This is a genomic window from Arthrobacter sp. Soil_C_60 (assembly GCF_057656375.1).
In genome coordinates, this window is sequence record NZ_JBDGKM010000005.1 from 165,672 (window position 1) to 189,472 (window position 23,801).

At 65.9% G+C, this 23,801-nt stretch carries 17 protein-coding genes and 1 riboswitch; of the genes, 5 read left to right on the forward strand and 12 right to left on the reverse strand.

Translation table 11 applies throughout. The features are described from left to right. The first annotated feature begins 70 nt into the window (after positions 1 to 70). The 3 genes from gcl to allB are packed head-to-tail and all read left to right on the forward strand — an operon-like array spanning position 71 to position 4,385. On the forward strand, positions 71 to 1,849 hold the full coding sequence (gene gcl, locus AC3A4M_RS12895; RefSeq protein WP_498736111.1) for a glyoxylate carboligase: 1,779 nt from the start codon (positions 71 to 73) through the stop codon (positions 1,847 to 1,849). A gap of 7 nt (positions 1,850 to 1,856) precedes the next feature. Beyond that, the gene (locus tag AC3A4M_RS12900; RefSeq protein ID WP_498736112.1) at positions 1,857 to 3,029 is read left to right on the forward strand and encodes a glycerate kinase; all 1,173 of its coding nucleotides are present in this window, start codon (positions 1,857 to 1,859) and stop codon (positions 3,027 to 3,029) included. Next, positions 3,030 to 4,385: an allantoinase AllB gene (allB, locus tag AC3A4M_RS12905; protein WP_498736113.1), complete on the forward strand. Its 1,356-nt coding sequence runs from the start codon at positions 3,030 to 3,032 to the stop codon at positions 4,383 to 4,385. It abuts the gene before it with no gap. Between the two features lie 180 nt (positions 4,386 to 4,565). Here allB and bcp read toward each other — a convergent pair whose 3' ends face one another. The 3 genes from bcp to AC3A4M_RS12920 all read right to left on the reverse strand — a co-directional run bounded on the left by bcp (position 4,566) and on the right by AC3A4M_RS12920 (position 8,393). Beyond that, positions 4,566 to 5,033 (reverse strand): thioredoxin-dependent thiol peroxidase, encoded by a 468-nt coding sequence (gene bcp / locus AC3A4M_RS12910; RefSeq protein WP_498736114.1) that lies wholly within the window; start codon positions 5,031 to 5,033, stop codon positions 4,566 to 4,568. A gap of 78 nt (positions 5,034 to 5,111) precedes the next feature. Beyond that, positions 5,112 to 6,818 carry a flavin monoamine oxidase family protein gene (locus AC3A4M_RS12915; RefSeq protein ID WP_498736115.1) on the reverse strand — a complete coding sequence of 569 codons (1,707 nt, stop codon included), beginning with the start codon at positions 6,816 to 6,818 and terminating at the stop codon, positions 5,112 to 5,114. A 45-nt stretch (positions 6,819 to 6,863) separates the two neighbouring features. After that, complete coding sequence (locus AC3A4M_RS12920) at positions 6,864 to 8,393, reverse strand: amino acid permease (RefSeq protein ID WP_498736116.1); 1,530 nt, start codon at positions 8,391 to 8,393, stop codon at positions 6,864 to 6,866. A 93-nt stretch (positions 8,394 to 8,486) separates the two neighbouring features. On the opposite strand from AC3A4M_RS12920, the gene AC3A4M_RS12925 reads away from it, so the two are divergent. Further along, complete coding sequence (locus AC3A4M_RS12925; RefSeq protein WP_498736117.1) at positions 8,487 to 10,202, forward strand: PucR family transcriptional regulator ligand-binding domain-containing protein; 1,716 nt, start codon at positions 8,487 to 8,489, stop codon at positions 10,200 to 10,202. 144 nt (positions 10,203 to 10,346) lie between these two features. Here the strand turns inward: AC3A4M_RS12925 and AC3A4M_RS12930 are convergent, their stop codons facing one another. The 8 genes from AC3A4M_RS12930 to AC3A4M_RS12965 all read right to left on the reverse strand — a co-directional run bounded on the left by AC3A4M_RS12930 (position 10,347) and on the right by AC3A4M_RS12965 (position 21,140). After that, positions 10,347 to 11,732, reverse strand: coding sequence for an LLM class flavin-dependent oxidoreductase (locus tag AC3A4M_RS12930; protein ID WP_498736118.1), 1,386 nt, complete (start codon positions 11,730 to 11,732; stop codon positions 10,347 to 10,349). Further along, positions 11,729 to 13,090, reverse strand: coding sequence for an MFS transporter (locus tag AC3A4M_RS12935; protein ID WP_498736119.1), 1,362 nt, complete (start codon positions 13,088 to 13,090; stop codon positions 11,729 to 11,731). Before AC3A4M_RS12935 ends, AC3A4M_RS12930 begins: the two co-directional genes overlap by 4 nt. A gap of 41 nt (positions 13,091 to 13,131) precedes the next feature. Next, positions 13,132 to 13,246: riboswitch (SAM riboswitch) on the reverse strand. Positions 13,247 to 13,850: 604 nt separating this feature from the next. Continuing rightward, positions 13,851 to 14,714 (reverse strand): ABC transporter ATP-binding protein, encoded by an 864-nt coding sequence (locus AC3A4M_RS12940; RefSeq protein ID WP_498736120.1) that lies wholly within the window; start codon positions 14,712 to 14,714, stop codon positions 13,851 to 13,853. A 14-nt stretch (positions 14,715 to 14,728) separates the two neighbouring features. Further along, complete coding sequence (locus AC3A4M_RS12945; protein WP_498736121.1) at positions 14,729 to 16,459, reverse strand: dipeptide/oligopeptide/nickel ABC transporter permease/ATP-binding protein; 1,731 nt, start codon at positions 16,457 to 16,459, stop codon at positions 14,729 to 14,731. Beyond that, positions 16,452 to 17,504 (reverse strand): ABC transporter permease, encoded by a 1,053-nt coding sequence (locus tag AC3A4M_RS12950; protein ID WP_498736122.1) that lies wholly within the window; start codon positions 17,502 to 17,504, stop codon positions 16,452 to 16,454. Before AC3A4M_RS12950 ends, AC3A4M_RS12945 begins: the two co-directional genes overlap by 8 nt. Further along, the gene (locus tag AC3A4M_RS12955) at positions 17,501 to 18,919 is read right to left on the reverse strand and encodes an amidase (protein WP_498736123.1); all 1,419 of its coding nucleotides are present in this window, start codon (positions 18,917 to 18,919) and stop codon (positions 17,501 to 17,503) included. Before AC3A4M_RS12955 ends, AC3A4M_RS12950 begins: the two co-directional genes overlap by 4 nt. Positions 18,920 to 18,992: 73 nt before the next feature. Next, entirely contained in the window at positions 18,993 to 20,579 is a 1,587-nt protein-coding gene (locus AC3A4M_RS12960) for an ABC transporter substrate-binding protein (RefSeq protein ID WP_498736124.1), read from the reverse strand. A 66-nt stretch (positions 20,580 to 20,645) separates the two neighbouring features. Further along, positions 20,646 to 21,140, reverse strand: coding sequence for a DUF3237 domain-containing protein (locus AC3A4M_RS12965; protein ID WP_498736125.1), 495 nt, complete (start codon positions 21,138 to 21,140; stop codon positions 20,646 to 20,648). 133 nt (positions 21,141 to 21,273) lie between these two features. Here AC3A4M_RS12965 and AC3A4M_RS12970 point away from each other — a divergent pair, with 133 nt between their 5' ends. After that, entirely contained in the window at positions 21,274 to 21,975 is a 702-nt protein-coding gene (locus AC3A4M_RS12970; RefSeq protein ID WP_498736126.1) for a TetR/AcrR family transcriptional regulator, read from the forward strand. A gap of 354 nt (positions 21,976 to 22,329) precedes the next feature. Here the strand turns inward: AC3A4M_RS12970 and AC3A4M_RS12975 are convergent, their stop codons facing one another. Beyond that, positions 22,330 to 23,799 (reverse strand): APC family permease, encoded by a 1,470-nt coding sequence (locus AC3A4M_RS12975; RefSeq protein ID WP_498736127.1) that lies wholly within the window; start codon positions 23,797 to 23,799, stop codon positions 22,330 to 22,332. Positions 23,800 to 23,801: the final 2 nt, after the last annotated feature.

A 23,801-nucleotide genomic window follows, 5' to 3' on the forward strand; every position in this document is an offset into this window, starting at 1 on the left:
CCGGCTCCACCGAACACACCCAAAAACAGCCCGCCCAAGGGCTCCACCACAGGCTTTCAAGGAGATTCCCATGACCAAGATGCGCACCGTAGACGCTGCCATCGCCATCCTGGAAAAGGAGGGCGCCACCGAGGCGTTCGGCCTGCCCGGGGCGGCCATCAACCCGTTCTACTCCGCCATGCGCGCCCACGGCGGCATCCGCCACACGCTGGCCCGCCACGTTGAGGGCGCCTCGCACATGGCCGACGGCTACTCCCGCGCCGCGGACGGCAACATCGGCATCTGCGTGGGCACCTCCGGCCCCGCCGGCACCGACATGATCACCGGGCTGTACGCGGCCTGGGCCGACTCCGTGCCGATCCTGTGCATCACCGGCCAGGCGCCGGTGGCAAAGCTGCACAAGGAAGACTTCCAGGCGGTGGACATCGAGACCATCGCGAAGCCCGTGACGAAGATGGCCATGACCATCCTGGAGCCGGCGCAGGTTCCCGGTGCGTTCCAGAAGGCCTTCCAACTGATGCGCTCCGGCCGTCCCGGACCGGTGCTGCTGGACCTGCCCATCGACGTGCAGATGGCCGAGATCGAGTTCGACATCGACACGTACGAGCCGCTGTCGGTGGAGAAGCCGAAGGCCTCGCGCAAGCAGGCCGAAAAGGCGCTGGACATGCTCACCGCAGCGGAGCGCCCGCTGATCGTGGCCGGCGGCGGCATCATCAACGCCGGCGCCTCCGCGCAACTGGTGGAACTGGCCGAACTGCTCAACATCCCGGTCATCCCCACCCTGATGGGCTGGGGCACGATTCCGGACAACCACCGCCTGATGGCCGGCATGGCGGGCCTGCAGACCTCGCACCGCTACGGCAACGAGAACATGCTGGCTTCCGACTTTGTGATCGGCATCGGCAACCGGTGGGCCAACCGCCACACCGGCGGTCTGGACACCTACACCAAGGGCCGCAAGTTTGTGCACATCGACATCGAGCCCACCCAGATCGGCCGCGTCTTCGCGCCGGACCTGGGCATCACCTCGGACGCCGGCGCCGCACTGGAAATCCTGCTCGAGGTTGCCAAGGAACGCAAGGCCGCCGGCAAGCTGCCGGACTACTCCGGCTGGGCGGGCGAATGCGCCGAGCGCAAGGGCAAGCTGCAGCGCAAGACCCACTTCGAGAACGTGCCGATCAAGCCGCAGCGCGTGTACGAAGAGATGAACAAGGCCTTCGGCGAGGACACCACCTACGTGTCCACGATCGGCCTGTCGCAGATCGCCGGCGCACAGCTGCTGCACGTGTTCGGCCCGCGCCGCTGGATCAACGCCGGCCAGGCCGGCCCGCTGGGCTGGACCGCTCCGGCCGCCCTCGGCGTGGTGCGCGGCAAGCCGGACGAGACCGTGGTGGCCCTGTCCGGCGACTACGACTTCCAGTTCATGATCGAAGAGCTGGCCGTGGGCGCGCAGTTCCAGCTGCCGTACATCCACGTGGTGGTTAACAACTCCTACCTGGGCCTGATCCGCCAGTCCCAGCGCGGCTTCGAAATGGATTACCACGTCTCGCTGGCCTTCGAGAACGTGAACTCCCCGGAGCTGAACGGCTACGGCGTGGACCACGTCAAGGTGGCCGAGGGCCTGGGCTGCAAGGCCGTGCGGGTGGAGAACCCGGAAGACCTCTCCGCCGCTTTCGACAAGGCCCGCGCGCTGATGGCCGAGTACAAGGTGCCGGTGATCGTGGAGGTCATCCTGGAACGCGTCACCAACATCTCCATGGGCACCGAATTGGACAACGTGAACGAGTTCGAAGGCGTGGCCGAGACCGCTGCCGACGCTCCCACCGCCATCATGGCCCTGCAGGGCTGAACCTGCCATGAAAGTGGTGATTGCACCGGATAAGTTCAAGGGCTCGCTCACCGCCCCGGACGTGGCCGCGGCGGTGGAGCGGGGCCTGCGGGCGGTCGCCCCGGACATCCAGGTCACCAACGTTCCCGTGGCCGACGGCGGAGAAGGCACCCTTCAGGCCGCCGTCGGCGCCGGGTACACGCGGCATCTCGCCACCGTTGCCGGACCGACCGGCATGCCGCTGGAGGCGGCCATCGCGGTCAAGGGCCAACAGGCCGTGATCGAGATGGCCGCGGCCTCCGGGCTGGATGTGCTGCCCGGCGGCCGGCTGCAGGCACTCACCGCCACCAGCCGCGGCACCGGGGAACTGATCAGCGCGGCCCTTGACCTGGGCTGCACCAGCATCATCCTCGGGGTGGGCGGCAGCGCCTGCACCGACGGCGGCGCCGGGCTGCTCCAAGGCCTGGGTGCCATCCTGAAAGACGACGGCGGACGCTTCCTTCCGCGCGGCGGCGCGGCTTTGGCGCGGCTCGCCGAGGTGGACCTGTCCGGCCTGGACCCGCGACTGGCCGGGGTTTCCTTCGTGCTGGCCTCGGACGTGGACAACCCGCTGCTGGGCGAAAACGGGGCCGCCGCGGTCTTCGGCCCGCAGAAGGGCGCCTCGGCGGAGGACGTGGCAACGCTGGACGCCGCCCTGGCCCAGTTTGTGCGGGTCCTCGGGCCCGAACTGGGAGCGGGCACGGCCGCCATGGCGCACCTGCCCGGCTCCGGTGCCGCCGGCGGCGTTGGTTTCGCGGCACTGGCAGTGCTGGAGGCGCAGCGGAGGCGCGGCATCGACGTCGTTATTGATTTGACCGGCCTGCGGGACAAACTCGCCGGGGCGGACCTGGTGATCACGGGCGAGGGCAGCCTGGATACCCAGAGCCTGGAGGGCAAGACGCCTATAGGTGTGGCCACCGAAGCCGCGGCGGCCGGCGTGCCCGTTTTCGCGGTCTGCGGCCGTACACTTTTGTCGGACACTCAGTTGGAATCGGCAGGGCTTGCGCAAACGTACGCCCTGACGGATCTTGAAAGTGACGTCTCCATCTGCATGACCGAGGCGGGCAGGCTGCTCGAACGCATCGGCGCGGAGATCGGACTGCGGCTGCTGGCGGGTGATACCGCGGGCGGCAGGGAACTGGAAGCTCAGAGGGGAGCATAAGTGGGCGGCGAAGGAACTTCACGGGAATACGACCTGGTCATTCGGGGCGAGCGGATCCTGACGACGGCGGGGGTCGCCGCACGCGAGGTCGGCGTGCGGGATGGCTCGATTGTGGCCATCGAACCGCTGGGCCATGGGCTGCGCGGCCGCGAGATTCTTGAGCTCGCCGCCGACGAGACGCTGATCCCCGGGCTCGTGGATACGCATGTGCACGTCAACGAGCCGGGCCGCACCGAGTGGGAGGGTTTCGCCTCCGCCACCCGGGCCGCTGCCGCCGGCGGCGTGACCACCATTATCGACATGCCGCTGAACAGCATCCCGCCCACGGTCAACGCCGCCGCGCTGGAGGAAAAGCGCAACGCCGCCCGGGACCAGGCCTTTGTGGACGTGGGCTTCTGGGGCGGGGCCGTGCCCGGCAACACCGGGGACCTGCGGCCGCTGCACGACGAGGGCGTCTTCGGCTTCAAGTGCTTCCTGCTGCACTCCGGCGTGGACGAGTTCCCGCCGCTGGACGCGGACGAGATGGAAAAGGACATGGCGGAGCTGAAGAACTTCGACTCGCTGATGATCGTCCACGCCGAGGATTCGCGGGCCATTGAGCGTGCGCCGCATGCCGAGGGCGACCAGTACCAGCGTTTCCTGGCCTCCCGCCCGCGCGGCGCGGAGAATGTGGCCATTGCCGAGGTGATCGAGCGGGCCCGCTGGACCGGTGCCCGCGCCCACATCCTGCACCTGTCCTCCTCGGACGCGCTGCCGATGATCGCCAGTGCCAAGCGCGACGGCGTGAAGCTCACCGTGGAGACGTGCCCGCACTACCTGACGCTGCTGGCAGAAGAAATCCCGAACGGCGCGACGGCGTTCAAGTGCTGCCCGCCCATCCGCGAGGCATCCAACCGGGAGTTGCTGTGGAAGGGCCTCGAGGACGGCATCATCGACTGCATCGTCTCGGACCATTCGCCCAGCACCTTGGACCTGAAGGACCTGGAGAACGGCGACTTCGGCGTGGCCTGGGGCGGCGTTGCCTCGCTGCAGCTGGGGATCTCGCTGATCTGGACCGAAGCCCGGCAGCGGGGGATCCCGCTGGAACAGGTAGTGGACTGGATGTCCCGCCGCCCGGCCGAACTTGCGCGAATGACCCGGAAGGGCCAGCTGCCGCTGGGTTACGACGCCGACTTCTCCGTCTTCGCGGCTGACGAGAGCTTCGTGGTGGACGCGAAGAAGCTCAAGCACAAGAATCCGATCACGCCCTACGACGGCAAGCCGCTGGCCGGCGTCGTCCGTCGGACGTTCCTGCGCGGCGCGGAGATCGACGGCGAGACGCCCACCGGCCGGCTGATCCGCCGCGGCACCGCTTGAGGTCCGGGGCCGATCCGCCCCTCCGCGGCGCCCCTCCGGCGTCGTCCCTTTAAGCCCGGCAGGCCGCGGCTACGGTCCCGGTCTGCCGACCAAAATGCTGCCAGCGCTCGATACTGAACGCAGGCAAGAAAATGGAGGCCTTCCCCGCGGGGAAGGCCTCCATCAGTTGTAGCCGGGGTGTCAGTTCACGCCGAGCGATTCGCGCAGCCGTGCCACGTGGCCCTTGGCGTCCACGTTGTACTCGGCCAGGCGGACGTTGCCCTCAGGATCGACGACGACGGTGCTGCGCAGCGTGCCGGTGAACGTCTTGCCGTTGAACTCCTTCTCGCCAAACGAGCCGTAGGCCTTGGCCACCTCGTTGCCGGTGTCCGAGAGGAGCGGGAAGGTCAGTGACTCGGCCTCGGCGAAGTCCTGCAGCGCTTCGGGTTCATCCGGAGAAATGCCGACGACGTCGAAACCGGCGGCCTGCAGCGAGTTCAGGTTGTCGCGGAAATCGCAGGCTTCCGTGGTGCAGCCCGGGGTGGCGGCCTTCGGGTAGAAGTAGACCACCACATTGCGGCCGGCGTAGTCGGCCAGCGAGACCTTGCTGCCGGAGGCGTCGGGCAGCGTGAAGGACGGGGCGGGGGTTCCTGGCTGGAGTTGCGTCATGGAGCAGTCCCTTTCGTATTGCGGAAGTTCTTTATTGCATTGCGAGAACTTCTTCCAGTCTATTCTCTACGGCCCACCTTAGTCCAGAGCGACCGGGCCCAGCTCCGCCAGCAGCTCGCCGGGTCCCGGGTTGTCTTCCGCGCACTTTCCGCCGAGGTGGTTGACCACGCCCCAGACCGCATTCAGCCCCGTCGTCACGGCACCCTCGGCCCAGCCCGCCGTGAATGAGACGTCGTCCCCGGCGAGGAAGATGCCGCGCTGCCGGGCAGGCAGTTGGTCCTGCTTGAAGTGTGTGAACAACCGCTGCTGGTAGCGGTAGTGGCCGGGCAGGTTCGCCTTGAACGCGCCCATGAAGTTTGGGTCGGCCTCCCAGGAGACGGTGATCGGCTCGCCGACAATGTGCGAGGCGATATCCACGCCGGGATAGATCTGGGCCAGCGAGTGCAGCATCAGCCGGACCCGCTCGTCGGCATCGAGCGAAAGCCACTTCAGGGCGTCGTCGTTCCAGGTATAGGAGAGCAGGATGACCGCCGGCTTATCCGGCCCATTGTCCAGCAGGTAGGTGGCGCGGGGGAGCCGGTCGGTGAGCGTCATGCTGAGCACTTCGCGGCCGGTCGCCGGGTCGCGGTCCTTCCAGAACGGCCGGTCCACCATGACAAAGGTCTTGGAGGACTGCATGTAGTGGTTGCGCTCGATGGCGGTCCACACGCCCGGCTCGAAGAGCGCTTCCTCGGTGTGGATCCGGGTGGAGAGCAGCCACGTCTGGCAGGTCACCACCGCGGAGCGGTAGCTGGCACTGTGGCCCCACTTGTCCGCGATGACGATGTCGCCGTCGGGATTTTCGTCGGTGGGGGCGGCGCGGGTAATGCTTGCCACGGCACCGCGGGCGCTGCCGCGGTGGAGACTGGCCAGCGAGGTCCCGGCCGGCCAGAAGGCACAGTCCTTGGGTGCGTGGTTCCAGAGCGCTTCCGGCAGCCGCTGGGCTCCGCCGACGATGCCCCGATGCAGGTCGTCGGCGTCGGTGTAGACCACGCGCAGGATTTCCAGGATGGAGTTGGGGAAATCCGTGTCCCAGCCGCCGGTGCCGAAACCCACCTGGCCGAATGCCTCGCGGTGTTCGAATCCGGCGGCCTTGAAGGCGCGGCTGGCGGCGATGAATCCGTAGAATGTCTGCTCGTCGAACTCCGGCAGCATCGCGTTCCACAATTCCTTGATGCGGGCGGTGTCGCGTTTCCGGATAGCCTGCTGCATTTCGTCGAAAGATGCGTGCTCGCGCAGCGCCGCCTTCCACGCATCGGCCACCTCGCGGAAGAACTCCGGCAGGTCTTCGGGCTGCTCGGCGTAGTGTTTCTGCCCGCCCAGCTCGATGACAGTGCTGGTAGTGGGCCCGGACAGCGGGTTGGGGAACTCGGTGGTTTCCAGCCCGAGCTTGTCCACGTAGTGGTAGAAGGCCCTGCCGGAAACCGGGAAGCGCATGCCGCCCAGGTCCGCAACGACGTCGGGAGCCCCGGGAAACGCGGCCGTCTTCAGCCTGCCGCCGATCGCGCCGGCCTCATAGACAACCGGCTTCAGCCCCAGTTTCATCAGCTCGTACGCCGTCACCAGTCCGGACAGCCCGGCGCCCACCACGGCCACTTCCGTGCCGTGCAGGTGCTCCGGGACGGCGCCCAGCCCGGCGGGGTGGGCGAGGTAGTGGTCGTAGCTGAACGGGAAATCCGGGTTCAGCATGGTGATCGGATTCTCGTCCGCGGCGGCCGGGGCGTGGAGTTCGGTGGCCAGTGTCATGGTGCTTAGCTTTCGGTTGCTCGGGCGGGGGGAAGGGGCCGGGAATCAGCGGCCGGCTGCTGACGGTGCGGGCTCGGCGGCGGGATCCTGGGCGGAAAGGTATTCATAATCGTTGCGGCTCAGCTGCGCCACCCGGGAGTGGCGGCGGCCGTAGCCGAAGTAGGCGGCGGCGCCTACCAGCATCCACACCGCGAAGACCCACCAGGTGCTGGAACCGAGGTTCGCCATGAGGTAGATACACATGACGGTACCCAGAATCGGGGTCAGCGGATAGAACGGTACCCGGAAGGTCCGCGGCAGGTTCGGCCGGGAACGGCGGAGGTAGATCACAGAGAGGTTGACCAGCGCGAAGGCGAAGAGCGTACCGATGCTGGTGGCATCCGCCAGCTCGCCGAGCGGGACCAGTCCGGCCGTGAGCGCAACGGCGCTGCCGACGATCAACGTCCCCGCCACGGGGGTTCCGGTCCGCGGCGAGACACGGCCGAAGACCTCGGGTACCAGGCCGTCCCGAGACATGGACATCAGGATCCGCGTCTGCCCGTAGAGCACGGTGAGCACGATGCTCGCGATGGCCACCACGGCGCCGACGGCGAAGACGAGCGCCATCCACGGGTTGCCGGTCAGCTCCTGCAGGATCTGCACCAAGGCGGCTTCCGTACCGTCGAACCAGGTCCACTCGCGGGCACCGATGGCCGCGACGGCGACGAGGATATAGATGCCGGTAATGATGATCATGGACGCGATGATGGCGCGGGGCAGGTCGCGCTGCGGGTTCTTGGCTTCCTCGCCGGCGGTGGAGGCGGCGTCGAAGCCGATGTAGGAGAAGAACAGGCGTGACGCTGCCGCTGACATGCCGGCCACGCCCATCGGCATCAGGGTTTCGAAGTGGCTGGCCCGGAAGGCGGTGAAGGCGATGGCGATGAACATGAGCAGCACGGCGATCTTGATGACCACCATGACGGTGTTCACCCAGGCGCTTTCCTTGGCACCGCGCACCAGCAGGACCATCGCCAGGACAACGACGGCGATCGCCGGAAGGTTCAGCACACCGCCTTCGGCGCCGGGCGGGGCGGCAATCGCGGCCGGCAGCGCCAGGCCAAACGTCTGCAACATCTCGTTGACGTACTCGGCGGAGCCGACCGCCACCGCGGCCACGGAGACCGCGTATTCGAGGACCAAGCACCAGCCGCAGATCCAGGCGATTCCTTCACCCATCGTGGCGTACGTGTAGGAGTAGCTGGAGCCAGAGACAGGAACAGCGCCGGCCATCTCCGCGTAGGAAATCGCGGAGAGCAGCGCCGCGAAGCCTGCCACCAGGAACGAGATCCAGATGGCGGGTCCGGCCAGCGGAACCGAGGCGCCGAGGACCACGAAGATGCCGGTGCCCAGGGTGGCGCCGACGCTGATCATGGTCAGCTGCCAAACGCCGAGGCTGCGCCTCAGGCGGGGGCCGCCGGAACTGCCGTCAGCGCCGGTACCGGCCTCGTTGAGCATCTGGCCGAGCGGCTTGCGTCGCAGCAACTGGCTGCCCAGGGGCAGGCCCCGGCGCTTCGTTGCGGGAGGGGTGTCGATCATTCTCGGTTCCAATCTGGAGGCTTCTTCCGTTCCACCAGCGTGCCATGTGAGGCAGCTAACAAGCTGGGGCAAAATGACCTACACTCTTCTCGCATGAGACATTCTGCACCATCCGCCGGTGGCGGGGAGGATGTCCGGCCTGTACGGGCGGGCGCCGACCAGTTTAGCGGCAGCACGGCCGGAGCCTTCGCGGCGGTCTCGCTGGAACGCTTCCTGGACCGGCTGCCGGACACCCTGACGGTGGTCCACGACGGCCGGCAGGGCGCTACGGAACCGGCTCTGGTCCGTTGGGTCGAGCCGAGCGAGCTGGAAGATCCCGCCCCGTATCTGCTGGAGGGCGAATTCGTCCTGACCGCCGGACTCCCGTTCCTCGACGACGGCGGAACCCCCGAAGCAGTGGACCGGTACATCGAACGGCTGGTGCAGGCGAAAGTCTGCGCCCTTGGTTTCGGCATCAGCCCCTATTTCAGCAACATCCCCCAGACCCTGGCCGAGGCCTGCCGCAAGCACTCCCTGACGCTGGTCGCCATTCCGGAAGAAGTTCCCTTTGCCGCGTTGGGGCTCGAATTCGCCCGGCTGCTGGAGGCGGAGAACCTCAGGGTGCTGCGCCTGCTCTCGGAAGCAAACAGGCAGCTGATGCGCGCAGTGCTGACCCCGCGGCCCGAGGCCGAACTGCTGGAGGCCCTGGTGCGGAACGTCCCGGTGTGGGCAGTGCTGGTCGGCGCCAACCGGCGCGTCCGCTCCCGCGCCGTCCCCGCGCCGCTGCAAGACGGCGTGCCCGAGGCGGTGGAACTGGAACCGATGCTGGCCCGGCTCTTCGCCGGCAGCGGACCGCGGGTCGAACTGGAAAGCTTTGACGCGCCCGGGGCCCGGCGGGTGGTGGGGTATCCGCTCCGCAGCACCCGGGACGCCAACCTGGGTGCCCTGGTTGTCGGTGCGGCGAACCCGCTGGAACCGGTAGAGAGGAACATTGTCGAGACCGCCGTCGGGCTGCTGGAAGCCTTGCTGCGTCAACGTACTGTCGGCTCCCTGGCACCCAGCCAACTGGCAACGGCACTGCTGCTGCACCCGGAAACAACGACGGCGGGGTCCCGGCACTCGCAGGCGGTCGGCAGGCTGGTGGCGCAAAGCGTGTCCGCGCCGCGCCATGCTGAACTCCGTGTGGTGCAGGGCTTCCGGGCGGGCGGGCCGGCTCTGGAACCAGCGGAAAAAGCGGGCGTCTCGCACGGGACAGGAGGCGAGGACCCGGTCCGCGGACTGCTGCAGTGGCGGCGGATCTTCGACACGAAGCTGGTGGAAAGCACCGACTACGGTTTCGCTGCCATCACCAGGCTCCGGGTGGACGACGCGGTGGTGGCGGAGGTGGAGAAACTCGGCTGGCACCTTGTCATCTCCGATACGGCCGAACTGCCGGAGCTTCCCGAGGCCTACCGGCTGGCCACGTCGCTGCGGCAGCAGGCACAGGTTGCCGGGCGCAGTGTCAGGGCGGACCAGATCGAGTTCTCGGTCACTGGCCTGCTGGGCCCGGAGGCCGGGGCGATGCTGTTCAACCGGAGCTTCAGTCCACTGCGGCAGCTGGAGCCGGAGCGCGCCTCCGCCCTGCTGGCGGTGCTGCGGGCGTGGCTGGAGGCGAACGGCAGTTGGGATGGCTCGGCCAAGGCGCTGGGCCTGCACCGCAATAGTGTCCGGCGGCAGATCGGCCAGGTGGGCGAGCTGCTGGGCCGGGATCTGGCCGACGCGCAGACACGGGCCGAACTCCTGATCGCGCTGAACTACAGCCCGCCTGACATGTTGCCTGGCACGGAATAGCCAGTTTCATTATTGGAAGGACGTCTACGAAGAGGTCGTTGAAGAGTTCAGCAGCTCCCTCGTTGCCATCACCCCCCGCGATCCAACCAATCTCAAGACCTACCTGAGCCCGCTGTCCTCAGAAGCGGCCGCTGACAACCTGGCTTACACCTGCGGAGACGCGAGGGCCGCCGGGCGGAAACTCGCGCCGTGATGGTCGTCGGCTAAGCGCGGCCCTTTGCCTAGCACAGTTTCGCGGAATGTTTGTCCTTCAGGGGTTTCGGGCAGTAGGCCGCGGCGGCGTAGTTCGGGGGAGACCAGGCGGACAAAGTCTTCCTGATCGGCGGGGCGGACCGCGCAGGAAATGTTGAAGCCATCGATATCGGCCTCGACCATCCAGCGTTCCAGTTCGTCCGCCACGGTCTCGGGGGCGCCGACGATCACCGGTCCGCGTCCGCCGATGCTGACGAACCGGGCGAGTTCTCTCGGGGTCCAGACGCGCGTAGGGTCCAGTTTGGTGAACGAGGCAAGCGCGGACTGTTGGGCGTCGGACTGAATGTATTCCAATGGGCTGTCCAGGTCGATATTTTTCATATCGACTCCCGTCCAGCCGCTGAATAGTGCCAGGGCGGCCTCTGGGTCCACATATTGGGTGTAGTCCTCGAGTTTGGCTTGGGCTGCGGCGTCGGTTTCTGCCACGATGACGGTGGCCAGGGCGAAGACCTTCACGGATTCGGCCGCGCGGCCGCGCGAAGCGAGTTCGCCCCGGACTGTATCCACCCAGCCGCGGACGATGTCCGTGGAGTAGCCGTTGAAGAAGATGGCCTCGGCGTGGTTGGCGGCGAAGGCCTGTCCCCGCGGGGAGGCGCCGGCCTGGAACAGCAGCGGGGTGCGCTGTGGTGATGGTTGGACCAGGGCAGGACCGGGGACCTTGAAGTGTTCGCCGTCGTGGCCGATCCCGCGGACCTTGTCGGGGTCCACGAATACACCGGTTTCGGGGTCGGCTGTCACGGCGTCGTCGTCCATCGAACCTTCCCAGAGCTTATAGACCACGTCCATGTACTCCTCCGCCCGGTCATAACGTTCGTCGTGGGGAATCTGTTTGGTCAGTCCCAGATTGCGGGCGGCGGACTCATGGTAGGAGGTGACGATGTTCCAACCGACCCGCCCGCCGGTGAGGTGGTCCAGCGTGCCGAACCGGCGGGCCAGCAGGTAGGGCTGTTCGTAGGTGACCGAGGCGGTGATGCCGAAGCCGATGCGGCTGGTGGCGGCGGCCAGGGCGCTGACGATGAGCGTGGGGTCTAACAGCGGGTACTGCACGCCTCCGCGCATTGCTTCGTCAGCATTGCCGCCGTAGGTGTCGTACTGGCCAAGGACATCGGCCAGGAAGATGCCGGTAAACCCGCCGGATTCCAGGGTCTTTGCCAGATCAGTCCAGTAGGACAGTTCGGTGTATCGGCGGATTTGATCATCGGGGTGTCGCCACAGTCCGGGCGATTGGTGCACGGGCACCAACATTTCAAAGGCATTGAGCAGGATCTGCTTGGTCACGAGATCTCCTCGAAAGTGTCGGTGGTGGTGGTGTCCTGGGCGTAGTCTCCGGCCGGGTCCTTGGCGGCAAGGGCGGCCGCAAATGACAGACCCGCCAGAAGGGTGATGTAGGCGCAGATCAGCCACGGCTCATTACCGCCGAATATCAGAAGAGAGGCAGCGATCACCGGGGTTAGTCCTCCGGAGAGCACGGTGCCGACCTGCACGCCGAGGGAGATCCCGGTGTAGCGCAGGTGGACCGGGAACTGTTCGGCCAACCACGCCGCCTGGGGGCCGTAAATCGAATCGTGCAGGACATTCATGCCGAGGATCATCAGCAGCGGCAGCAGGAGCAGGGAGCCGTGGTCCAGGAACCAGAAGAACGGCCAGATGAAAACCGCAATTCCGACGATGGCGGCGATGGCGATGCGCCGGCGCCCCCACCGGTCGGACAACCAGCCCCAGACCGGACCGGATACGAGACCGAGGGCGGAACCGATGAGGACGGCGGTGACCCCCGATACCGGATCATCCCGCCGGGCGGCGATGTAACCGATTCCGTACACGGTAAGAATGGCGAACAGGGCAGGCTGTGCCATCCGCAATCCCATAGTGACCAACAGTGCGCGCTTATGGTGGCGCAGTACCTGCCAAACCGGTGCCTGCGCGGTCTTGTTATCGGATTTAAGCTGCCGGAAGCTGGGGGAGTCCTCCACCCCGACCCGGATGTAAAGTCCGACGACGACCAGTACCGCGCTGACGAGGAACGGGATCCGCCAGCCGTAGTTTTGAAACTGTTCGGATGTGGTCAGTGCCTGAGTGAGGGCGAAAGCGCCGGTGGCCAGCAGCATACCGGCAGCAGAACCGACCTGGGTGAAACTGCCGAAGAATCCCCGCAAGTGCCGTGGCGCATGCTCCACCGATAGCAGCGCTGATCCACCCCATTCGGCCCCGGCAGCCAAGCCCTGGAGCAGGCGCAAAGTGACAAGTCCGATAACGGCGAGGGTGCCGATGCTTTCGTAATTCGGCAGCAGTCCGATAGCGGTCGAGGCGACTCCCATGGTCATCAACGAAATGACCAGCAGGGATTTACGCCCTATCCGATCGCCCAGATGGCCGGCAATGATGCCGCCGACCGGTCGGGCGATAAACCCGACCGCAAAAGTTGCGAACGCTGCGAGTGTTCCCGCGAGGGCGGAGCCGGAGGGAAAAAACTGGACATTGAAGACCAGCGCCGCAGCGGTGCCGTAGAGATAGAAGTCGTACCACTCGATAGTGGTGCCCACGAAGGCAGAGGTCAGGACCCGTTTCTTGTCCCTGATACGGATCGGGCCAACGGTCTGCGATGAGACGGTCGTAGCAGCTTCCTGAATGGACATGGATAACCCTTGCACTGACGGGGCGCAGCTGGGAAAACGAGGCGCCATACTTGCCCGCACAGGTCCGTGCCGGGCCGAATCCTCACCTGGGGCACCCCACTACAGCGAGAGGGTTGCCGTCCAACAAACCAGGGTTTGACGTTGGAACTCTTGATTCTGAACACCGACCCTAAGGGGTCAGGGCGCCGTTGCCAAGGGACGGACGTCATCCGCAGTCATCTTTCGGTCCTGTTCCTTCGCACCCACACGGTTCCGTCCGGGGACTGCAGGAACCGAACGCCTCGCGGATCAGTCTCAGTTTCCAGAGCGAGACCACGGGCAGCCAGTAGGTAAAGCCTTCACACCAATGCCTGCCGAGCGCTTGTCCTGGTCGCACGGACAGGCCATTCGACTCACAGTCCGGCGGTACAGCCTTCGCATTGGCCGTCGTACTCCGAGGTCCCTCCAGGGCTGTACACGGCTGCGGCAAACCTGGTCACCTTATTCCGCCGGCGCTGACGCCCGTCGTGAGAGGAGGGCGATGGTCCCGTCCCACTCATCGGCGACAAGGCCCGCCCTGACGAACTTTTCGTCAGCCTCGGCGCGGTCCGAACCCAAGCCGGTACGCCGGTCGCCCGGGCGGCCAGCCATAGTGCTCAGGCCGCTTCGACATGAGCATTATAAAGAGACTCTTTGGGGCTGATGGGTAGGCGGTCAATCAACCGTCCCAACGAACGTACCCGGGGTGGAAGACGCTGGGCGATCGACCTGTTTTCCGCGCTCACGCCTCGACACATTGCTCGACGTCGCCGTCGATGTTGAAACCGAGTCCTCCCGGCACGGAATCGAGGAGCTTTCGGGTGTAGGGGTGGGACGGCGAGGCGTAGACCTGATCGATGGCACCGTATTCCACCAGATCGCCATGGTAGAGCACGGCGACTTCGTCGCTGACATGGCGCACTACTGCGAGGTCGTGCGAGATGAACAACATGGTCAGTCCCAGATCGCGGCGCAATTCGTCCAGGAGGTTGAGGATGTCGGCCTGCGTTGTCAGGTCCAGGGCGGAAGTGACTTCATCGGCGATGATGAGCTCCGGTCGGACGGCAAGTGCCCGGGCGATGGCGATACGCTGCCGCTGGCCGCCGGAGAACTCGTGCGGGTAGCGCTCCGCCGCTTCTGTCGGCATGGAGACGCGGTCCAGCCAGCTCGCAATCTCGGTGGCGTGGCGGCGTGGGTTGCCGCCGCGGGGATCGATTGCTTCGGCGAGGGTCTGGCCAATGGTCCGCCGCGGGTTCAACGATGAGTAGGGGTCCTGCGGAATCAGCTGGACTTGGCGGCGCAGCCGTCGTAGTCCGACGCCTTTCAGCCCCTTTGTCACTGTGCCGTCGAAGCGGATGGTTCCGCTGGTTGGCAGCAGGTCTCCGACGAGCGTTTTGGCGAGTGTGGATTTGCCCGAGCCGGATTCGCCGACCAATCCGACCGTCTGGCCACGGCGCACTGTGAGGGTTACGTTGTTGAGGATGCGTGCCCGGGTGGCGCCGGAGCCCAGTTCGACGCTGATGTCGTCGATCTCGAGCAGGCGGCCGCGGGTGGGTCCACCAATGGTTTCCACTCCCGTGATGGTGGGTAAGGACCTGTTGTCCATCGTCGTCGTTCCTTTCATAGCGCCGCTCCATGCGTGTCCGAGTGCGCCGCCGTCCAGCGTGCACCGACGAGTGCCCGGCGCTCCCCGGCCATGCTGGGAGTGGCCGCCAGCAGCGCCTTGGTGTAAGGGTGTGTTGCCTGGCCTTCTTTGAGCTGGCGTCCGCTCAGGCGTTCAAGGATGCGACCGCCGTGCATCACCAGGACTTCGTCGCATAGTTCCTGGACCACACCGATGTCGTGCGAGATGAACAGCAGGGCGGTCCCGCGTTCGCGGTTGACCTTGCGGAACTTTCGCAACACTTCGGCCTGAACCGTCACGTCCAAGGCCGTGGTCGGTTCGTCAGCGATCAGCAACGTCGGTTCGGCGATGGTCGAGGAAGCGATCATCGCCCGCTGCAGCATCCCGCCGGAGAGTTGGTGGGGATGCTGGGTCATCCTCAATTCAGGGTTCCGGATGGCCATCTCGTCCAGCGCCGCAATCATCTCGCGGTCCGCCGTCCGGCGGTTGCGGCCCAGGTGGACGCGTTGGACTTCGGTCAGCTGCGGGCCCATTCGCAGCGCCGGGTTGAATGTCGTCCCGGGGTCCTGGTAGACCAGCCCGGTGCTCGCGGCCAGTACTTTCGGATCGTTGCGGCCGAGCAGGTTCAGGCTGTCCAGGCGCAGGGTGTGCGCCGAGGCCGTCACGCCGTCGGCGAGCAGCCCGGCGACGGTCATCGCGGTCATTGATTTTCCGGATCCTGATTCACCGACCAGTCCGACAACCTGCCCGCGTTCGATGCTGAAGGAGACGCCGTCCACCAAGATTCTGCCGTTCGGGGCGGTGACCGTGAGGTTATCCACCTCGAGCAGCGCTTCGGGGGCGGGTGTTGCCGAGGCGGGGCATCCGGCGGGCCGGCGCAGCCCGAGGAACCGCCGGCCGCCACGGGGATCCGCTGCGGAGGCGAGACCGTCGCCGATCAGCATGGCCCCGAGGCCGGCGATGACCAGCATGATCGAAGGAGCTACGACCTGGAGTGGCTGCGAGTAGATGGAGACCAGACCCTCGTTGAGGAGCCGGCCGAAGTCGTATTCGGGGCTTTGCACGCCGAGTCCCACGAAGGATAGCGAGGAGATCTCCAGCAGGGACAGGGCGAAGCTGGAAGTGGCCATGACGAGGATCGGTTCGGCCATGTTCGGCAGTAGGTGGCGTTTGATGAGCAGGGGTGCGGGTACGCCGAGCAGCCGGGCGGTTCCCACGAAGTTGCGGTGTGAGACGGATGCTGCGAGGTTCGCGGTGAGGCGCGCAAAACCGGGGATGCCGGCGAGACCAATGGCGATGACCGCCGTGGTACTTCCCGGTCCCAGAATGGCGGCGACGATCAGGGCGAAGATCAGTGACGGGTAGGCGACGGCCGCCTCAATCAGGCGCAGGGCTGCCTCGCGGACTCGGCGTGGGGCCAGCCAGACCGCGGAGCCGACGGCCAGGCCGCCGAGGACTGAGACGGCCGTGGCGGCGACGGACATGATCAGGGTCAGCCGGGTGGCGACCAGGGAACGGGCGAGAATGTCGCGGCCGAAGTCGTCCGTTCCCAGCCAGTGTGCGGCGCTGGGGCTTTGCCGCGACTCGGAGCTGAGCGTGTCCGCGGCTTCGGTGAGGAAGAACGGGGCGAGGAGGCCGGTCAGGACCAGCGCTGCGGTCAGGACGAGCCCGATGATGAGCCCTGCACTCCAGCGGAAACGGTGTGAAGTCGTGACGTTGTCAGCCATGGGATTTAGCTCCGAGCGTGCGCGGGTCGATGATGCCGAGGACGACGTCGACCAGAAGGTTGAGCATCGTGGCAATCAGCCCGATTACCAGGATGATGCCCTGGATCAGCGGGTAGTCGCGGTAGATGATGGCCTGAATGATCTCGCTGCCAAGGCCGGGATAATTGAAGACTGTTTCGATGATGATCGCGCCGCCAAGCAGACTGGCCAGAATCAGGCCGGCCAGGGTCAGCGTGCTGGTCAGCAGGTTCGGCAGGGCGTGCCGCAGGTAGAGCCGCAGCGGTGGGATTCGGCGGCCGCGGGCGGTGCGCATATAGTCCTGTTCCAGTACAGTGGCGGTTTCCTGGCGCACCACCCTCGCGACTGCGCAGGTCGGGCCGATGGCCAGTGCCAGGGTCGGTAGCACGAGCGCGGACAGTGAGTCGGCGCCGCCGGCAGGGAATATGGGCACCATGATGGCGAATGCCACCACAAGCAGTGTTGCCGTTACGTAGCCAGGCAAGGAGGCGAGGAAGCCTGCGATATTGCCGAATGCCAGATCCAGCCAGCGCTGCCGGCCGCCGCGTGTGAGGACCCCGACGGCCATGCCGGCCGGGACGGCGACAAGCAGCACGACTGCGATCGCCAGGAAGGCCAGCTGAGCGGTGTACGGGAGCTTGGTGGCAATGATGTCCGCGACCGCACCGTTGAAACGGAAGCTGTTGCCCAGGTCGAATTGCGCCAATCCGGCTATGTAGTCCAGGAAGCGGACGGGCAGCGGATCGTCCAGCCCCATCTGTGCACGCAGCCGCGCGAGGGTCTCCGTGGAAGCATCCGTACCGGCGATGGCACGCGCGGGGTCGCCCGGGATCAGCGGCACCATCATAAACGTCAGCACCACCAGCAGGAACAGCGACAGCAGCAGACCGCCGGCCCGGCGCAGCGCGAAGTCCAGCCACGCGCTGGAGGTCCAGCGGCGCCCTGCGTTCGTGGCGGGCTTGCCCGGTAGCGGGCTTCCTGCGGCCGGGCCGGTTGCGGCTTCCAGGGTGCGCGGACTGACAGTCATGGACGGACCCCGTTAAGCACCGGAGCAATCTGCTCCTGCCAGCGGAAATGTGCCTCGGCCTGCGCGGCGAGGGCAACGAGCAGTCCCTCACCAAAAGGACCGCCGACCAGCTGCGCCCCGACCGGCAGGCCCTTTCCGTCCCTGTGGACGGGCAGGCTGATGGCCGGCAGGCCCGCCATGTTGCAGAAGGACGTGAAGGAAATCATCCGCAGCTCCGTCAGCCGCGGACCGGCCGGGTCCTGGTTTGCCTCATCCAGCACGACGCCGACGGGCGGGGTCGTCGTGGCCATGGTCGGGGTAAGCAGGACATCGAAATCGCGACCCCACTGCGCAACGATGCGCCGGGATTCGAGCTGCATCAGGGCAGCGGCACGGGCGTACAGGCCGGCGTGGAATCCTTCGGCCTGCCGGATCCGGTGCGCGATGTACGGGTCGACCTTAGAGGCATCGTCGAAAGGTGTCGCCCAGACTGAAGCACTGATGATCACCTGGAAGGCGTCGATCGCCTCGCGCGAGAAGAGCTCGGGCGAAACGTCGAAGACTTCATGCCCGGCAGCCCCAAGGGCTCCGGCCAGCAGTTGGGCGGCCTCGACGCACTCCGGGTCAACGGGCAGCCCGGTGGGAGCCTGAAGCAGCATACCGATCCTGGTCCTGCCCGGATCACGTCCGGCTTCCGCCGAGAACGGCCGCTCGGGGGCCGGCGCAGAGTACCAGGCCAACCGGTCCGATTCGCTCATCACGTCGAGCACCCCGGCGGCGTCGGCCACGGTCCGCGCGATGGCGCCTTCGACCGTCGAGTGCTCCCACGCGAAGACCTCTTGCGGAACGCGGCCGCGGCTGGGTTTCAGCCCGACGAGCCCACAGGCCGACGATGGTACGCGGATTGATCCACCGCCGTCGGAGGCGTGGGCGATCGGGGCCATCCCGGCAGCGACCGCCGCCGCCGCGCCGCCGCTGGAACCGCCCGGCGTGTACTCCGGGTTCCAGGGGTTGCGGGTCTTGCCGTGCCGGGCGTTCTCGGCGACCGTCAGCGGCCCGAGTTCCGGCGAGTTCGTGCGGCCCATGAGCAGGAAGCCGGCGTCCTGAAGCTTACGCACGCTAAGGTCCGTGGTGGCCCTCGGCGTCGCGTCGATCGCCAGCGACGAGTGCGTATTGGGCTGTCCCGCGACGTCCGAGAGGTCCTTGACCGGAATCGGCACCCCGTGGAACGGGCCTACCGGCTCGCCCACGAGCAACGCCCGTTCGGCTTCCCGCGCTGCGGCACGGACCTCGTCGTCGTTGCGCCACACGATGGCGTTGATCAGGGGGTTGGCTTCGTCGATGCGGTCCAGATACGCGTCGACAACTTCGACGGGGCTAATTTCACGACGGCGGATGGCGCCGGCCAAGGCTGTGGCCGAGTCAAAAAGGTCCATTGCTGCTCCTGTATAAGTTCGTACGAGTAGAGGTGGCAGGCGCCGGACTGACCGGTCCGGCGCCTGACCTGGGCTATTTGGTAATGCGGTAGTGCTGGTCGTCCAGGGCTCCACCCAGGGAGACGACAGCGAATCCGTCGGCCGAGGCCATGAGCCGCGGATCGTTGGACAGCGGGATCGCATCGGCGTTGGCGATGATCGAGTTCATCGCGTCCTGCAGCGAGGCACACTGCGAATCCTCATCGGCTGCTGAGCGGAACTTGGCCAAAGCTTCGGCTGCCTCCGGATTGTCGGTCGCGCCGATGTTGCCGCCGCCTTCCTCAATCGCCGGGCCCACCATGGAGTTCACCGGGTTGGACATCGTTCCCATGAAGTTCAGGTCTGCATAGACCGTGAGGTCCCACCCGGTGGGTTCGCCGAATACCGTGCCGATCCAGCCACCGACGTCGAGATTCTCCAGGCTCACCTCGGCACCGGCGGCGCGGAGTTGCTCCTGTACGTAGACGTTGCCCGAACCCTGCGGGCCGAGGATCTGTGCGCCGACCATGCGGATCTTCACACCCGCCAGCGCAGACTTGGCCGCCGCGGTGTCGACGCTGATCACCGGGGACTGCTCGGGGGAGGAGCACTTGGTTCCGTTGGCCACCAGTTGCGTAGTCACCTGGCCCTGCCCGTTCGACGTAATGCTCTCGAAAGCCGTGCGGTCGAGCACCTGTGCGACGGCGGTGCGCTTCGCCGGGTCTGTGAAGGGGCTGCCTTCGCGCTGGTTAAACAGCACGTAGAAGTCCGAGAGTGCCTCGTTGGTCACGGTGAACTTATCGTTTCCCTCGAAGCGGGGGAGGCCATTGGCACTGATGAATCCGGCGTCCAACTGGCCAGCGAGCAGCTGATTGGCCGTCGCGTTCTTGTCGGGTATGACGTTGTACACGATGGTTGCGGGGGCTCGCCCCGGGAGTTCGGCGGCGTAGTCGGGCCAGGCATCGTAGTCGTCCCGAAGGCTGTAGGTGTAGCGGACACCGTGTTCCTTATCAGCCAAGACATAGGGGCCGGATTCTGCGCCCTCCGCCGTTCCCGCGGCCAGTGCTTCCGGGTCCTCCAGCCCGGCGGGGCAAATGATGCCGGTCGCGGCCATGGACAATCCTGTCAGCATGTCCGGCCACGGTTCGGCCAGTTCGATGGCGACCGTGCGGGCAGCATCGTCGGCCGTGATCTCGGGTTCCCCGGCTACTCCGAATACCTGGGGTGCGGCGGCCGCGCCGGTCGCCGGAGAGGCCATGTAGTCGAGTGATTCCTTGACCACAGAGGCTGTGATCGGAGTGCCGTCCGAGCAAGTAGCGCCCTGACGCAGCGTGAAAACGGCTCCGGCAGAGGTGGTTTCCCACGATTCGGCAAGACCGCCAACCAGGGCATTGCCCTCATCCTTCCGCACCAGGGTGTCAAAGCTCATGCGGGCCGTGAGGAAATCGGGCAGTGAGAGACCCTTCGTAGGATCGAGTGTTGCAGGTAAATCGATCGTCGTCCTGACGGTGTCCGTCGAAGCGGTACCCGCGGCATCTGCGGCTGCGGTCCCGCCGGCCGAAGGGCTCGCGGTTGTACAGGCGGTGAGCAGCAGGCCTGTCGCCGCGAGGGCTGCCCCGGCGGGCATGAGTGAACGGTTCATCATGATCCTTTGCTAGTGCACGAAATTGGCTGGGTACAGGCGGTTGGTCTTGGGCATCGAAGTAGTTCAGTCCGGTGCACCAGGTGCCAGAACTTCATAGATGTCGATGGAGGTTGCACCGTCGCCGGCGGTGGCGTGGCCGACAAAAACTGATTGGGTGAGCCAGGCCAGGGAAGCATCGTTCGTGCGGAAGACCGGCGTCGTCATGAAGTACTCGCAGGGGCGTCCGGGGGTATGCGCACCTTCTTCCGGACGGGTCAGGATACCGGCGTTGAATACGTCGATGTAGGCTCCGCCCGCGGTGCGGATCCCGTAGCGGGCTTCGACCCGGTAGGTCCCCGGGGACTTGATCAGGCACCAGTCGCCACCGCTGCCTACGACGGTGCCTGCCAGGTCGCCTGTGACGGTTCCTCCAGTAATGGGAATGAAACCCAGTTCGCCGGAGCCCGTCTCGTCGATGGTTTCAAAGGGCGCTACCTCCGCGGCGATGCGGAAGCGGAACTGCAGGTTCGGCCGGGAGGTTGCATTTATTTTCGGAACTGCGGTTGTGATCTGCGTCATGCGAATACTATGATTCATGGTGAATGAGATAGTCAATGACATTCACTAAAAAGTTTTTGCGGGTTATTTCTTCCCACCGCCGTGTGGCAGTGTCGTATAAGTTAACTGGCAACGGAGCATAGGAGGCTCGCATATGAGTGAGGCAACTGAGGCTCCTGCCCCGCCTCGGAAAAAGACCCGGTCCAGGCTGGAGCGTGGAACCCTGACCCGCGAGGTCATCGTCGAAGCCGCGCTGCGGATCCTCGATGAGGGGCAGGTCAACGCCCTGACGTTTGCTCGGCTCGGCAAGGAACTCAGTGCATCCCCGACGGCAATGTACCGACACTTCTCAAGCCGGGACGAGATCGTGACGGCGGTAGCGGACGAGCTCATTCGACTATCCATCGACGGCTACAAGCCCGCTGAATCGTGGATGGACTCCCTCCGCGACCTTGCCTACCGGGCCTGGCACACGTTCGCGGCGCATCCGGCAGCAGCAATGCATACGTTCTATAGGGTCACCCTGGGACCGAACGAGATCCGCGTCGTCGACTCCATCCTGGAAGCCATTCACGAGGCCGGCTGGAGGGGACACGAGGCCGTCTTCAACTACCAGATGTACGCCAACATGGTCCTCGCGCTCAGCGGCCGAAACGCCGCAATGCTCACGGCCGCGGCTGAAGCCGGGACCGAGCCAGGCAGTTTCTGGATACAGGAATACCGGCCGGTCAAACCCGAGGAATTTCCGTACCTCACCGCGCTGCAGAACGAACTTCGGATCAGGGACGGCTTTGCCGTATACCAAGGCCAGATTGAAGCGCTGCTGACCGCAATGAAGGCCGCACTGCCAACATAGGCGTGTCTGCTATCGAGCACCTTGCGGCCCTCCGCCACGAAACGTCTGCGACCCACAGCGCTCACCCGCGCCAGCCGTCCTGGTCCCTCACCGGGCTCTGCCCGTATCTCGAGCGCTTGCAGGTGTATACCCAATGGCCAAACACAGTAGTGCCTTACCGGCAGCGCAAATCCCGGCTGACCGCACCAGCGCTGCAACGATTCCGGTCGCGAGGGACGTCGTCTCGGTGCGAGGTGGGGACCATATTCGCGAATTCCTGGGTGCCGACTGATTGTCCGGCACTTCCAGTTGCATTCCGTGAAAGTAACCCTCGAGCCGGCTCTTCCACCTCAGCTGGCGTGCTTCGTGCAGGTGTCATCTGTTGACCTTCTGCGCCTGTTCGGTTTCGTCGAAGCGTTCGAGATCGCGGTTAAGCCCTTCGTAGACGTCGGGCCGTTTCCGGCGGAGGTATTCCGCGTACAGGAGTCCGCCGGCCAGTGCGGCCAGCAGCAGGAGCGGGAGGGCCGCGATGACGGGTGCGTCGGAGCCGGCGAGGATCGGGAAGTTGATGATGGCCAGTACGACGATCACGGTGAGTCCGAGAAGGCCGATGCCCGGTGCGATGAAGGTGGAGAACAGCCGGGGGTCCCGGGTGCGGCGGAAATGGACGACGATGGCCAGGGCTGCGAGCAGCTGGAGGGTGATGATGCCCAGCGTGCCGAAGCCGGTCATGCTTGGGACCAGGGAGATGATTGGATCGAGTCCGGCCAGGGCAAAGAGTCCGGCGACGGCGGTGGCGAAGATGAACTGTACGATCGAGGCGCGCTCGGGGACCCCGTTGTGGCGGGTGCGGCTCAGGCCTCGCGGCAGGATGCCAGCCCGGCTGAGGGAGTAGATGTAGCGGGTTGCCGAGTTGTGCAGGGCCATGAGCGCGGCGAAGAGGCTGACCAGCAGAAGCGCCATCATCACGTTGGTGAGCGGTGTCCCGAGGTAGGCGCCGGAGAGCGAGAAGACGAGGTCTCCGGCCTCCAGGTGCTCGAGGGCGGTGTTCTGCGCCTGGGCGGCGCCGGTCGCGCTGACGATGGCCCAGGTGGTGAAGGCCGCGAAAAGCCCGATGAAGCCGATGGCCGTGAACGTGGCGCGGGGGATGGTGCGTTTGGGATTCCTGGCCTCTTCGCTGAACAGCCCGGTGGCTTCAACGCCGACGAAGGCGTTGGCGGCAAAGAGGAAGCCGATGCCCACGGCCCCGGTGAAGGCGATTTCGGGCTTGAATACGCCAAGGTCGAAGCCGTGGGTGAAAAGCACAGCGAAGTCGAAGACCAGGAGGATGAGCACCTCGCAGACGAGCGCGACTCCGAGCATCTTCGCGCTGAAGCCGATGCCCTTCCGGCTGAGGGCGAACGCTGCGACGACGGAGATGATCGCCCAGAGGTACCAGTGCATGTCGAATCCGGTCAGCTGCGCGATCACGATCTGCGCGAAGAAGCCAATGGTGCCGACGGCACCGGCCACGAAGAAGTTGTAGCCAATCATGGCGACGAGTCCGGTAACAAGCGCTGCCGGCCTGCCCAGTCCGCTGAGCACGAAAGCGTAGAATCCACCCGAGTTGACGAGCTCGCTGGACATGCGGGCATAACCGGTTCCGAAGAGCAGCAGAATTGCCGTCACAGCGATAAAGGAGGCGACCATGCCGCCGCCGTTGCCGAGGGCGATGCCGATCGCGGTGACCACGACAATGCCGGTCAAAGGGGCGACGGCGGCCAGGACGAGGAAGGCGACGCCGAAGACTCCCAAAGAGTTCTTCGACAGCGCGTCTTGCTGGGTGTTGGTGGTAGGGACGGTCATGG